The organism is Halomonas aquatica (assembly GCF_040196335.1).
GTDB classification, from domain to species: domain Bacteria; phylum Pseudomonadota; class Gammaproteobacteria; order Pseudomonadales; family Halomonadaceae; genus Halomonas; species Halomonas aquatica.
Genome location: NZ_JBEGCJ010000005.1, coordinates 305,989 through 318,805, shown reverse-complemented (window position 1 = coordinate 318,805; position 12,817 = coordinate 305,989). Strand labels below are relative to the sequence as shown.

Sequence of the window (12,817 nt, the reverse complement as noted above, 5' to 3'; positions counted from 1 at the left end):
CGTGTCGATCAAGGAGAACCATCATGCCGCTTTCCCTCCCGGCGCTGGACCGTGCCCACCATCTGCATCCCTTCACCGACTTCAAGGCACTGGGCGAGGAGGGAAGTCGGGTCATCACTCACGCCGAGGGAGTCTACATCCATGATGCCGAAGGCCACCGCATCCTCGACGGCATGGCCGGCCTGTGGTGCGTGAACCTCGGCTACGGCCGTCGTGAGCTGGTTGACGCCGCGACCGAGCAAATGGGTCAGCTGCCCTACTACACCACCTTCTTCAAGACCACGCATCCGCCGGTGGTCGGGCTCGCCGCGAAGCTATGCCAGCTCGCCCCCGCACACATGAATCATGTCTTCTTCACCGGCTCGGGCTCCGAGGCCAACGACACCGTGTTGCGCATGGTACGGCGCTACTGGGCGCTGAAGGGCAAGCCGTGGAAGCAGTGGATCATCGGCCGCGAGAACGGCTACCACGGTTCCACGGTGGCCGGCGTGAGTCTCGGCGGAATCTCATTGATGCACGAGCAGGGCGGCCCGGGCGTGCCGTGCATCACCCATGTCCGCCAGCCCTACTGGTTCAGTGAAGGGCGCGATCAGTGGCCCGAGGCCTTCGGCTACGCCTGTGCGGCGGCCATCGAAGAGAGGATCCTGGCACTGGGCGAGGAGAGCGTCGCGGCCTTCATCGCCGAGCCGGTGCAGGGCGCCGGTGGTGCCATCATACCGCCGGAGAGCTACTGGCCAGCGGTCAAGGAGGTGCTGGCACGATACGACATCCTGCTGGTGGTGGATGAGGTGATCTGCGGCTTCGGACGTCTGGGCGAGTGGTTCGGCAGCGACCTCTATGACCTGGTCCCGGACCTGATGCCCATCGCCAAGGGGCTGTCGTCGGGTTACCTGCCGATCGGGGGCGTGCTGGTAGGCGACCGGGTCGCCGACACACTGATCGAGGAGGGCGGCGAGTTCTTCCATGGCTTCACCTATTCCGGCCATCCCGTCTGCGCCGCCGTGGCGCTCAAAAATCTGGAGATCATGGAGGAGGAGTGCGTGGTCGAGCGGGTCCGTGATGACCTCGGGCCCTATCTGGCGCTTCGCTGGGCCGAACTCGCCGACCACCCCCTCGTCGGCGAGGCCCGCTCCCTGGGGTTGATGGGGGCCCTCGAGCTGGTCGACCCGGCCACGGGCGGACGCTTCGATCGGGCCCTGGCCGTCGGCACCCTTTGCCGCGACATCAGCTTTTCCTGTGGCCTGGTGATGCGCTCGGTGGGAGACACGATGATCATCTCGCCTCCGCTGGTGATTACCCGCGAGCAGATCGACGAGCTGGTGACCCTGGCGCGTGAGGCCCTTGACGAGACCGCAAGGCGCCTCTCGTTACCGTTTGCCTGCATACCCTAAACCCAGGAAAGATACGATTGACTCGAGCCGACCCTGAGGAGGCGCTTGTGCTTGGTGAGCTGCTGGGCGCGGTCGCGGAAGACCTGCCAATCGGCGCCCTTTGGGGCGCCGATCGTCGTTCAGGGTCGTGATGGTGGTGTGTCTGGCATCCGTCTAGGCGGCAACCTCGGGAGGGGCGGGGGGGATGTTGAGGTTCACGCGGAACAGGTTGTCCGGGTCGTAGCGGCGCTTCACCGCCTGCAGGCGTGCGAAGTTGTCGCCATAGGCGGAGGCGACACGATCGCCCTCGTCCTCGGTCAGGAAGTTGACGTAGCCGCCGCCAGTGGCGAGGGGCGCCAGGTCCCGGAAGACATGACGTGCCCAATCGCGACAGCGGTCGTCCTCGGCGGCATCCTGCCAGCGGGCATGCACGTTCATCACGTATTGGGCATCGCGTCCGGCATAGGCGGTGGCAGTGGGGTCGACCCGTGACATGGCGCCACCCAGCTGGGCAATGAAGATCTCGCATTCCGGGCCCGGCAGTTGCTCGGCCGCCTCGATGGCCTTGTCCAGTGCTTCGTCGGCGAGGTCACTGAAGTCATGGGACTTCCAGTAGTTGCGAGCCCCCGGCGCGAGCAGTGGGTCGAAGGCCGACTGGAAGCCCGCATAAGGTTGGGTCCCCAGCATCTGACCGACCGGCTCGCCGAACGCCAGCACCGGGGCCACATCGCGCTCGGCCCTGGCCGGGTCGTCGCCATGCACCAGGGCGAACACGACCACCCGCTGGCCATGCACCGCCTCGGGCAGGAAGGGCAGGGGCGGCGCCTCGCGCAGGATCGCCCATACGCTGAGCTCCTCCGGTGCCTGGCGGGTGAAGTCGCGCCAGGCCTGCAACACTCGACGAGCCTGGTCGAAGGGGTAGACCACCAGGCCCGCATGGATCTCCGGACCCACCGGGTGCAGGCGGAATTCGAAGGAGGTGACCACGCCGAAGTTGCCGCCACCGCCGCGCAGGGCCCAGAACAGCTCCGCCTCCTCATCTGCCGAGACGTGGTGACGCTGTCCATCGGCCGTGATCATGTCCACCGAGAGCAGGTTGTCGATGGTCATGCCGTGCTTGCGGGTCAACCAGCCGAAGCCACCCCCCAGGCACAGGCCGGCCACGCCGGTGGTGGAGTTGATGCCCAGTGGCGTGGCCAGGCCGAAGGCCTGGGTCTCGCGGTCGATGTCCCCGAGTAGGGCCCCCGGGGCTACCCTGGCGGTGCGTTGACGGGGGTCCACGCGCACCGTGCGCATGGCCGAGAGGTCAATCACCAGGCCGCCCTCGGCGATGGCATTGCCGGCGATGTGGTGGCCGCCGCCACGCACGCTCAGGCACATGCGCTGGGAGCGGGCGAAGTCGATGGCCTGCACAATGTCCTGATTGCCCTGGCAGCAGGCGATGAGCGCCGGGTGGCGGTCGACCATGCCGTTCCACACCTGTCGCAGAGGCGCATAGTCCGCCTCGCTCGGCGTGATCAGCCGCCCCGCCAGTTGGGACGCGAAGGTGTCGACGGCCTCGGCCGGCAGGGCGGCCCGGTCGCCCTCCAGGGTGAGATAGGTCAGTGCAGTCATGATGCTTTCCTCCTCTGCCAGGGGATGGCCGAGGCGCGGGGCCACGGTGCAATCCCGCAGGGTCATTGAAAGGCTTGTCCTGCTTAGTCTGGATGATGCCGGGCGATTCAGCGGCTCATATTTCTAGGTCTAAAGTGGCGATTTCAGCCTGGCCATGGAGGCCAGGGCGCGCCCGAGATGCAGCAGGACAGGAGGGAGTGGGGAAGGAGGAGGCGCCCGGTGGTGAGCCGCACCGGCCCGCGCAGATGCGACAGGGCCGGCTCCCGGGAGCCGGCCCTGTCGTGTCAGGATGGCGTAGCGGAATCAGCCACGCCCCCCGCCATTGCCGCTGTTACCACCATTGCCGCCGTTACCGCCATTGCCGCCGTTACCGCCGTTACCGCCGGGATCGCTGGCGCTCAGGCCGCCGGCCTCGGGACCCTGCCGTTCACTGGCCCGGGCCTTGGCCCGGGCGCTGACGGCCTGACCGTCCACACCGCCCTCGCTGACCGCCGTATAGGCCGTCTCCAGGCCGAAGCTGGCGGCCTCGGGACGACTCTCCCGGGCCTCGGCATCGAGGTTCTCCAGGGCTCGGCTGAAGTCCGGCTCGCTCTCCTCGACCACCACGCCCTCGATCTCGACGTCAACGACCTCCGGGTCGTCGCCCTCATCGGCCAGCGCGCCCAGGGGCAGCAGCCCCAGCAGCAGGGCCATGGCCATCCATGATCGTGTCGTCATCATCTTCTCTTCTCCTCGGGATCGAAGTCTTCCTGTGCTGCCTCGGGGAACGATTCTGCCCTCGGCCTGCCGTTGTTTCCCTGCGCCGGTCGGCGATGGGCCTCTTCTTGGTCCGGGCCCTGACACAACAATGAGAGAGGCGGGGCAAAGGGGCAAGTCCTTGGCGGCCCCGTCCTCACCCTTTCGTGTACACGTGGAATATACTGTATAGCCTTTGTACATTTTATGGCGTAGTCTGGTCATTAACCCTTTGAATCAGGAGACAGCCACATGTTCGGACTCTTAAAGCGTGACCCGGTGAAGAAGCTGCAGAAAGCCTACGAGCAGAAGCTCGAGCAGGCCATGCTGGCCGCCCGCAATGGTGACATGCGCGCCAACGCCTCCCTGACCGAGGAGGCGGAGGCGCTGCGCGAGGAGATTGAGAAGCTGAAGGAATCCTGAGCCGGGGGCTCAGAAGCTCCGCGCCGGGGTGGCGCAGCTGACCAGCCGGCAGGGCACGCCGCCGGCATTGCGGAAGCGGTGGGGCACGTTGGTGTCGAAGTAGTAGGCCTCGCCCGGACCCAGCAGCCGGGAGTCGGCGCCGATGGTGATCTCGATCTCTCCCTCCAGCACCACGCCGGCCTCCTCGCCCTGATGGGCGATCATCTCCCGTCCGGTGTCGGCCCCGGGTGGATAGCTCTCGATCATGAAGGCCAGGGCGCGGCTGGCGCGGTTGGCCCCGACCAGCTTGTAGATGATGTTGCCCGAGCCCACGTCGGCCAGTTCGTCGGCCGAGTAGAACACCTGGTTGCGGCTCTCGAGGTCCATGGTGAAGAAGTCCCCGACGCTCATGGGGATGGCGTCGAGGATCTTCTTCAACGAGCTCACCGATGGGCTGACCTTGCCCTGCTCGATCAGCGACAGGCTGGAGTGGGTGACCCCGCAGCGCTTGGCAAGCTCGCGTTGGGAGATACCCTTCAGGGTGCGCAGGGCACGCAGCCGTGCCCCGACCTCATCAGACATCCGTTTATCCTTCCTGCGGCACTGGCGCCATCAGCACAGTGCGTCGAGCTTTTCCTTGAGCAGTGCGTTGACCTGCTGGGGATTGGCGGTGCCGCGTGAGGCCTTCATCACCTGGCCGACGAAGTAGCCGATCATCTTGCCTCGCTTGTCGGGCTCGGCATCGCGGTACTGTGCCACCTGGGCGGGGCTGTCCGCGATCACCTGATCGATCATGGTCTCGATGGCCCCGGTGTCGGTGACCTGCTTGAGGCCCTTGGCCTCGATCACCTCGTCGGCACTGGCGCCCTCACCGATCCACAGCGCCTGGAAGACCTGCTTGGCGGCCTTGCCGTTGATGGTATCGTCGATGACCCGTGCGACCAGTTCACCGAGCCGCCGAGCCGAGACGGGGCTGTCCTGGATCGGCAGATTCTCACGATTCAGGGCCCCGGAGAGCTCGCCCTGCACCCAGTTGGCGGCCTGCTTGGCATCGCCGCAGACCTCCTGGACCTGCTCGAAGTACTCGGCCATCTCGCGGCTTGCCGAAAGCACGCCGGCGTCGTAGGCCGAGAGGCCCAGCTCATCCTGGAAGCGGGCCCGCTTGTCGGCGGGCAGTTCCGGGAGGTTATCGCGCAGGTGGTCGACATAGGCCTGGTCGAGCACCACCGGCAGCAGGTCGGGGCAGGGGAAGTACCGGTAGTCGTTGGCCTGCTCCTTGGTGCGCATGCTGCGGGTCTCGTCGCGCTCGGGATCGAAGAGGCGGGTCTCCTGCACCACCTCGCCGCCGTCTTCGATCAACTCCACCTGGCGTTCCACTTCGAAGGCGATGGCCCGCTCGACGAAGCGAAAGGAGTTGACGTTCTTGATCTCGGCGCGCGTGCCGAAGGCCTCCTGCCCACTGGGGCGAACGGAGACGTTGACGTCACAGCGCATCGAGCCCTCGGCCATGTTGCCGTCGCTGATGCCGAGGTAGGTCACGATGGAGTGGATCGCCTTGAGATAGGCCGCGGCCTCCTTGGCCGAGCGCATGTCTGGCTCGGAAACGATCTCGAGCAGCGGCGTGCCGGCACGGTTGAGGTCGATGCCTGTCATGCCATGGAAGTCCTCGTGGAGCGACTTGCCGGCGTCCTCCTCGAGGTGAGCGTGGTGCACGCGGATAGCCTTGGTGCTGCCGTCGTCCAGGGTGATCTCCACCTCGCCGGGCCCGACGATGGGATGGTACATCTGGCTGGTCTGATAGCCCTTGGGCAGGTCCGGATAGAAGTAGTTCTTGCGGTCGAACACCGAGACCTCGGGGATCTCGGCATGGATGCCCAGGCCGAACTGCACGGCCATGGCTACGGCGGACTCGTTGAGCACCGGCAGCACCCCGGGCATGCCCAGGTCCACGGCACAGGCCTGGCTGTTGGGCTCGGCGCCGAACGCGGTCGAGGCGCCGGAGAAGATCTTGGAACGGGTGGCGAGCTGGACGTGAACCTCCAGCCCGATCACGGTTTCCCATTGCATCACAGGGACTCCTCGGCGAGAGCGGGACGACGCAGATGCCAGTCGGTGGCCTGCTGGAACTGGTGGGCGACGTTGAGCAGCCGGGCCTCGGCGAAGTGGGTGCCGAGGATCTGCAGGCCCACCGGGCGGCCGTCTACGATGCCGGCCGGCACGCTGATGCCGGGGATCCCCGCCAGGTTGATGGCGATGGTGTAGATGTCCTGCAGGTACATCGAGACCGGGTCCTTGTTCGCTCCCAGGTCGAAGGCCGGGGTCGGCGAGGCAGGCCCCATCAGCACGTCGACCTCGTCGAAGGCGTCGAGGAAGTCCTGGCGGATCAGTCGGCGAACTTGCTGGGCCTTCTTGTAGTAGGCGTCGAAGAAACCCTCGGAGAGGGTGTGGGTGCCCATCAGGATGCGGCGCTTGACCTCCTCGCCGAAGCCCTCGGCGCGGCTGCGCGTGTAGAGGTCAGCCAGGTCGGTGGGGGCCTCGCAGCGGTGGCCGAAGCGCACGCCATCGTAGCGCGACAGGTTAGACGAAGCCTCCGCCGGAGCGATGACGTAGTAGGCCGGGATGGCGTAGTGGGTGTGCGGCAGGCTCACCTCGCGCACCGTGGCGCCCAGCGACTCGTAGACGCGGATCGCCTCCCCCACGGCGCTCTCCACCTGCGGGTCGAGGCCCTCGCCGAAGTATTCCTTCGGCAGGCCGATCTTCAGGCCGGAAAGCGGCGCGGCGAGCTCCTCGGTGTAGTCGGGGACGCCGCGGGCCACGCTGGTGGAGTCGCGCAGGTCGTGGCCTGCGATGGCGCCTAGCAACTGGGCACAGTCGGCAGCCGTGCGCGCCATGGGGCCGGCCTGGTCGAGGCTCGAGGCGTAGGCGATGATGCCGTAGCGTGAGACCCGGCCGTAGGTGGGCTTGAGCCCGGTGATGCCACAGAAGGCGGCCGGCTGGCGGATCGAGCCGCCGGTGTCGGTACCCATGGCGGCGGGCACCAGGCCTGCCGCCACGGCTGCGGCGCTGCCCCCGGAGCTTCCGCCCGGCACGGCGCCGCCGTCCCAGGGGTTCTTCACCGGACCGTAGAAGCTGTTCTCGTTGGACGAGCCCATGGCGAACTCGTCCATGTTGGTCTTGCCCAGACTTACCGTGCCGGCGGCCTTCAGCTTCTCGACCACGGTGGCGTCATAGGGGGCCACGAAGTTGTCGAGCATCCGCGAGCCGGCGCTGGTCTTCACGCCGGTGGTGCAGAAGATGTCCTTGAGTGCCAGCGGTACACCGTTCAGCGGGCCGGCCTCGCCTCGAGCGCGGGCGGCATCGGCGGCGTCGGCGGCCGACAGGGCCTGCTCTGCGGTCACGGTGATGAAACTGTTGAACTCGCCGTCGAGGCGATCGATGCGCGCGAGCAGACTCTCGGTGAGCTCGCGGCTGGAGAACTCGCCGGCCGCGAGGCTGGCGGCGAGCTCCGTCAGAGTCTTGTCATGCATGGGCCCTGGGCTCCGTGATGGCTTGCCGGTATCGAGTGGAAGTGGCACGAATCATTCGACGACCCGCGGTACCAGGTAGAGACCCTGCTCCACCGCCGGGGCACAGCGCTGGAACTGCTCTCGCCGGTCTTCCTCGGTGACCTCGTCGGCGCGCAGCCGCTGGGTGGTCTCAAGGGGATGGGCCAGGGGGGCGACGCCCTCGGTCTCCAGGCCCTGAAGCTGGTCGACCATCGCCAGGATGCGGCTCAGGTCGTCAAGGTAGAGGGCAGCCTCGTCGTCGTTCAGGCCTAGCCGGGCCAGGTGGGCGGCTCGGAGAACGTCTGCGTGTTCAAGCGCCATGATCGAATTTCCTCGAGACGGGGTGGGTCGGAAATGACCGCAGAAGGTACCACATCCACGGCGTGGCTGGCAGGTCCAAGAATGCTGAGCGCCGCGGGTCTTCTGCTTGCTGCGGGGGGGCCGCGGTGATACCGTTTGCGTCCGCACAGGGTTCCCCGGACTGCACTAGGTAACGACTCCATGTTCAAACGTTTGAGGGGGCTGTTTTCCAGCGATCTATCGATCGACTTGGGAACGGCCAACACACTGATTTACGTCCGCGGCCGCGGTATCGTGCTTGATGAGCCGTCGGTCGTGGCGATTCGCCAGTCCGGCAACATGCGCAGCGTGGCAGCGGTGGGTGCCGATGCCAAGCGCATGCTGGGTCGGACCCCCGGCAACATCACTGCCATTCGCCCGATGAAGGACGGTGTCATCGCCGACTTCACGGTCACCGAACAGATGCTGCAGTATTTCATCCGCAAAGTGCACCAGAGTACCTTCCTGACGCCGAGTCCTCGCGTCCTCGTCTGCGTGCCCTGCATGTCGACTCAGGTCGAACGGCGAGCCATCAAGGAGTCTGCCGAGGGCGCCGGGGCCCGCGAGGTGTTCCTGATCGAGGAGCCCATGGCCGCGGCCATCGGTGCCGGCCTGCCGGTAGAAGAGGCCCAGGGGTCCATGGTGGTCGACATCGGCGGCGGCACCAGCGAGATCGCCATCATCTCGCTCAACGGCGTGGTCTACTCCGAATCCATCCGCGTCGGCGGCGACCGTTTCGATGAGGCGATCATCGCCTACGTGCGCCGCCACTACGGCAGCCTGATCGGCGAGGCCACCGCGGAGCGCATCAAGGAAGAGATCGGCTGCGCCTACCCCGGCGGCGAGCTGCGCGAGATAGACGTGCGCGGCCGCAACCTCGCCGAGGGCATCCCGCGCAGTTTCACGCTGAACTCCCACGAGATCCTCGATGCCCTTCAGGAGACCCTGGGCTCCATCGTCGCCGCGGTGAAGAGTGCCCTGGAGCAGTCGCCGCCCGAACTGGCGTCCGACATCGCCGAGCGCGGCCTGGTGCTGACCGGCGGCGGGGCGCTGCTGCGCGACTTCGACAAGCTGATTGCCGAGGAGACCGGCCTGCCGGTGATCGTCGCCGAGGACCCACTGACCTGCGTGGCCCGGGGGGGCGGCAAGGCACTGGAAATGATCGACCAGCACACCTTCGAGCTGCTCTCCAGCGACTGACGGAGGCGCTGGCCTGATGCAGGGGGTCGAACATTAAACCGCTGTTCTCGCACGGGCCGCTGCCGGGCTATCGCATGCTGCTGTGTGCGATGCTGGCCTCGGCACTGATGTTCGCCGATACGCGCTTTACCCGCATGGAGCCCGTGCGGGCACAGTTGTCGACCCTTGTGGCCCCGATCCAGTGGGTGGTGAGCCTGCCAAGCGATGTCCTCAACTGGGGGGCACTGGCGCTCTCCGAGCAGCGTGTCCTGGTGGACGAGAATCGTCGCCTGCGCGAGCAGATCCTGACGCTCTCACATCGAGTGCAGCGGATGGCCAGCCTGACGGCCGAGAATGTGCGACTGCGCGAGCTGCTCTCGGCGACCCGCGAGCGTGACATCCCCTACATCACCACCGAACTCCTGTCGCTGGATCCCGATCCCTTCACCCATCAGATGGTGATCGACCGGGGTCGCCGGGATGGCGCCTATGTCGGCCAGCCGGTGCTGGACGCCTCCGGGCTGGTCGGCCAGATCACCGCGACCTCGGCCTATTCCAGCCGGGTGCTGTTGCTGGCCGACGCCAGCCATGCGCTGCCGGTTCAGGTGAATCGCAACGGTCTGCGCTTCGTCGTTCAGGGGTCGGGCAGTTACGATGCCTTGAACGTGGTCCACGTGTCTGACACTTCCGATATTCGTCAGGGCGATCTGCTGACGACCTCAGGGCTTGGCGGCCGCTTCCCACCCGGTTATCCGGTGGCTCGGGTCTCGGCGGTGATCCATGACCCGGGCCAACCCTTTGCCCGTGTGACCGCGGCTCCGGTGGCGCAACTGCAACGTTCCCGTCATTTCCTCCTGCTGTTTCCGCCAGCCCGGCCCGTGGCGCCCGCCGAGGGCGAACTGGGCGCCTCCGCCCTGGAGGCGGCCCAGGCCGTTGGCAGTGCGTCGGCCAATGAGGAATCGCGCTGATGGCCACGCCCTCTCCCGCCCACTTGCTGTGGATCTGGTTCACGCTGCTGCTGGCCCTTTGCCTGCAGGTGATGCCGCTGGCCGATGGCTGGCAAGTCTGGCGCCCTGATTGGCTCGGCCTGATGTTGATCTACTGGTGCATGCGGGCCCCGCTGCGGGTGGGCGTCTTTCATGGCTTCGCGCTCGGCATCCTGATAGACCTCATCGAGGGCGCACCGCTTGGACAGAATGCGCTGCTGCTGTCGCTGCTGGCCTTCCTCAGCGCTCTGGTCTACCCGCGATTCCGGGCCTACTCGCTGGTCCAGCAGGCGGTGCTGATCTTCGTGCTGCTGGGAATGGTCCAGTTGGCCGAGCAATGGATGCGCGCCCTGTTCGGGCCCTTCCTGATGCACCTCTCCTACCTGATACCGGCCCTGATCGGGGCGTTGCTCTGGCCCTGGCTCACGACGCTGTTCGAGGCGCTGGGGCGACGGAAAACCCGCGACTGAGCCGTCTAGCCCTGCGTCACCCGCCCTGGAGCTTCCATGACCCACGACCCTGTGCTGTGCCTGGCCTCGGCCTCCCCACGCCGTCGCGAGCTGCTCGCCTCGATCGGCGTGGCGGTGGACGTGCGCCCCGTTGACATCGACGAGACGCCGCAAGTGGAGGAATCGCCTCGGGACTATGTGGTTCGTCTGGCTCGGGAGAAGGCGCTGGCCGGGTCCCGCCTCACGCCGCTGCCCACCCTGGGCTCGGATACCGCCGTGGTGCATGACAGCGAGATACTCGGCAAGCCGGCAAACAGCCAGCATGCCGTGGCCATGCTGCGTTCTCTCTCCGGCCGCTGCCATGAGGTGCTCACCGGGGTGGCGGTCACCGGCCCCGCCGGGGTGCTGGCCGCTTGCGTGACGACCCGTGTCTTCATGCGCGAGATCCAGGAGGCGGAACTGGAGGCCTACTGGGCCAGCGGAGAGCCGGCCGACAAGGCTGGCGGCTATGCCATTCAGGGCCTGGCCGCGGTGTTTGTCGAGCACATCGAGGGCAGCCACTCGGCCGTGGTGGGCCTGCCGCTTTTCGAGACCGCAGACCTGCTGGCTCGTCAGGGCGTGCCGGTATGGAATGCCATGCGCTAGTCAAGGGCTTCGATGGCCACGGATCGGGACGAAGTCATTCCACGCTATGTCATAATGGCGGAAGACTTTTCTGGACAAGGAATTCCGCATGAGCGGTGAAGTACTCATCAACCTGACGCCGATGGAAACTCGCGTCGCCGTGGTGGAGAACGGCGTTCTCCAGGAGGCCTTTATCGAGCGGGCCCGGCGCCGGGGGATCGTCGGCAACATCTACAAGGGACGCGTGGTGAGAGTGCTGCCGGGCATGCAGGCGGCCTTCGTCGACATCGGCCTCGATCGTGCCGCCTTCATCCACGCCCATGAGGTGATGCCCCCGGGCACGCCGGCCGACGAGCAGGCCTCCATTGCGTCGCTGCTACATGAGGGACAGGCCCTGGTGATACAGGTCACCAAGGACCCCATCGGCTCCAAGGGGGCGCGGTTGACCACTCACCTGTCGGTGCCCTCGCGCTATCTGGTGTACATGCCCGATTCCCCCCATCACGGGGTCTCCCAGCGCATCGAGGACGAGACGGAACGCGAGCGTCTGCGTGGCATGGTCGAGGCGGCGGGGGGCGAGCAGCAGCTTGAGGTCGTCGGCGGTTTCATCGTGCGCACCGCCGCCGAGGGGGTCACCCATGAGGAGCTCTCCTCCGACATGCACTTCCTGCTGCACCTGTGGCGCCGGGTGAGTGAGCGCAAGCTGACCGTAGAGGCTCCCGGCGTGGTCTACGACGACCTGCCTTTATTCATGCGCACCTTGCGCGACGTGATGCGCGATGACATCGAGAAGGTGCGCATTGATTCCCGGGAGAACTTCGTCAAGCTGATCGAGTTTGCCCAGGAATTCATGCCTGCCGCGGTGGAGCGCATCGAACACTATGCCGGGGAGCGGCCGATCTTCGACCTGTTCAGCGTCGAGGACGAGATCCAGAAGGCGCTGGGGCGCAAGGTGCAGCTTAAGTCCGGGGGGTATCTGGTCATCGACCCCACCGAGGCGATGACCACCATCGACGTCAACACCGGCGGCTATGTGGGGCACCGCAACCTCGAGGAGACGATCTTCAAGACCAATCTCGAGGCCGCCACCGCGATCGCCCGACAGCTGCGGCTGCGCAACCTCGGCGGCATCATCATCATCGACTTCATCGACATGGATGAGACGGAGCACCAGCGTCAGGTGTTGCGCCTGCTCGAGAAGTCGCTGGAGCGCGACCATGCCAAGACCAAGTGCACGGGCGTCACCGAGCTGGGCCTGGTGCAGCTGACCCGCAAGCGCACCCGGGAGAGCCTGGAACAGACCCTCTGCGAGGCCTGCCCGACCTGCGCGGGACGTGGCACCCTGAAGACGCCGGAGTCGGTCTGTTACGAGATCTTCCGCGAGATCCTGCGCGAGGATCGGGCCTACAGCGCGGAGACCTATGCGGTGCTTGCCTCCCAGGCGGTGGTGGATCGCCTGCTCGATGAGGAGTCTGCCGCGGTGGCGGACCTCGAGGAATTCATCGGCAAGACCATCCGTTTCCAGGTCGAGATCCATTACTCCCAGGAGCAGTACGACATCGTGCTGATGTAAG

At 66.4% G+C, this 12,817-nt stretch carries 13 protein-coding genes; 7 read left to right on the top strand and 6 right to left on the bottom strand.

Going from position 1 to position 12,817, the window contains the following annotated elements; genetic code table 11:
* Window positions 1-23: 23 nt before the first annotated feature.
* A complete protein-coding gene (locus ABE960_RS12700; protein WP_349762647.1) occupies window positions 24-1,391 on the top strand; it encodes an aspartate aminotransferase family protein in 1,368 nt (455 codons plus the stop codon).
* Window positions 1,392-1,544: 153 nt separating this feature from the next.
* Here the strand turns inward: ABE960_RS12700 and ABE960_RS12695 are convergent, their stop codons facing one another.
* Complete coding sequence (locus ABE960_RS12695; RefSeq protein ID WP_349762646.1) at window positions 1,545-2,984, bottom strand: FAD-binding oxidoreductase; 1,440 nt, start codon at window positions 2,982-2,984, stop codon at window positions 1,545-1,547.
* Between the two features lie 303 nt (window positions 2,985-3,287).
* Window positions 3,288-3,704 carry a hypothetical protein gene (locus ABE960_RS12690; protein WP_349762645.1) on the bottom strand — a complete coding sequence of 139 codons (417 nt, stop codon included), beginning with the start codon at window positions 3,702-3,704 and terminating at the stop codon, window positions 3,288-3,290.
* 267 nt (window positions 3,705-3,971) lie between these two features.
* On the opposite strand from ABE960_RS12690, the gene ABE960_RS12685 reads away from it, so the two are divergent.
* Window positions 3,972-4,142 carry a DUF6435 family protein gene (locus ABE960_RS12685; RefSeq protein WP_349762644.1) on the top strand — a complete coding sequence of 57 codons (171 nt, stop codon included), beginning with the start codon at window positions 3,972-3,974 and terminating at the stop codon, window positions 4,140-4,142.
* Between the two features lie 9 nt (window positions 4,143-4,151).
* Here the strand turns inward: ABE960_RS12685 and ABE960_RS12680 are convergent, their stop codons facing one another.
* The 4 genes from ABE960_RS12680 to gatC are packed head-to-tail and all read right to left on the bottom strand — an operon-like array spanning window position 4,152 to window position 7,987.
* On the bottom strand, window positions 4,152-4,703 hold the full coding sequence (locus tag ABE960_RS12680) for a cupin domain-containing protein (RefSeq protein ID WP_349762643.1): 552 nt from the start codon (window positions 4,701-4,703) through the stop codon (window positions 4,152-4,154).
* A 30-nt stretch (window positions 4,704-4,733) separates the two neighbouring features.
* The gene (gene gatB, locus ABE960_RS12675) at window positions 4,734-6,188 is read right to left on the bottom strand and encodes an Asp-tRNA(Asn)/Glu-tRNA(Gln) amidotransferase subunit GatB (RefSeq protein ID WP_349762642.1); all 1,455 of its coding nucleotides are present in this window, start codon (window positions 6,186-6,188) and stop codon (window positions 4,734-4,736) included.
* Window positions 6,188-7,648 (bottom strand): Asp-tRNA(Asn)/Glu-tRNA(Gln) amidotransferase subunit GatA, encoded by a 1,461-nt coding sequence (gatA, locus tag ABE960_RS12670; protein ID WP_349762641.1) that lies wholly within the window; start codon window positions 7,646-7,648, stop codon window positions 6,188-6,190. The genes gatB and gatA overlap by 1 nt, the downstream gene beginning before the upstream one ends.
* A gap of 51 nt (window positions 7,649-7,699) precedes the next feature.
* Window positions 7,700-7,987 carry an Asp-tRNA(Asn)/Glu-tRNA(Gln) amidotransferase subunit GatC gene (gene gatC / locus ABE960_RS12665; RefSeq protein ID WP_349762640.1) on the bottom strand — a complete coding sequence of 96 codons (288 nt, stop codon included), beginning with the start codon at window positions 7,985-7,987 and terminating at the stop codon, window positions 7,700-7,702.
* Between the two features lie 180 nt (window positions 7,988-8,167).
* Here gatC and ABE960_RS12660 point away from each other — a divergent pair, with 180 nt between their 5' ends.
* The 5 genes from ABE960_RS12660 (at window position 8,168) to rng (ending at window position 12,816) form a co-directional block, all read left to right on the top strand.
* A complete protein-coding gene (locus ABE960_RS12660) occupies window positions 8,168-9,205 on the top strand; it encodes a rod shape-determining protein (protein WP_349762638.1) in 1,038 nt (345 codons plus the stop codon).
* 74 nt (window positions 9,206-9,279) lie between these two features.
* Window positions 9,280-10,152, top strand: a complete 873-nt coding sequence (gene mreC / locus ABE960_RS12655; RefSeq protein ID WP_432765372.1) for a rod shape-determining protein MreC — start codon at window positions 9,280-9,282, stop codon at window positions 10,150-10,152.
* A complete protein-coding gene (mreD, locus tag ABE960_RS12650) occupies window positions 10,152-10,640 on the top strand; it encodes a rod shape-determining protein MreD (protein ID WP_349762637.1) in 489 nt (162 codons plus the stop codon). The genes mreC and mreD overlap by 1 nt, the downstream gene beginning before the upstream one ends.
* 36 nt (window positions 10,641-10,676) lie before the next feature.
* Window positions 10,677-11,264, top strand: coding sequence for a Maf family protein (locus tag ABE960_RS12645; protein ID WP_349762636.1), 588 nt, complete (start codon window positions 10,677-10,679; stop codon window positions 11,262-11,264).
* An 88-nt stretch (window positions 11,265-11,352) separates the two neighbouring features.
* On the top strand, window positions 11,353-12,816 hold the full coding sequence (rng, locus tag ABE960_RS12640) for a ribonuclease G (RefSeq protein WP_349762635.1): 1,464 nt from the start codon (window positions 11,353-11,355) through the stop codon (window positions 12,814-12,816).
* Window position 12,817: the final 1 nt, after the last annotated feature.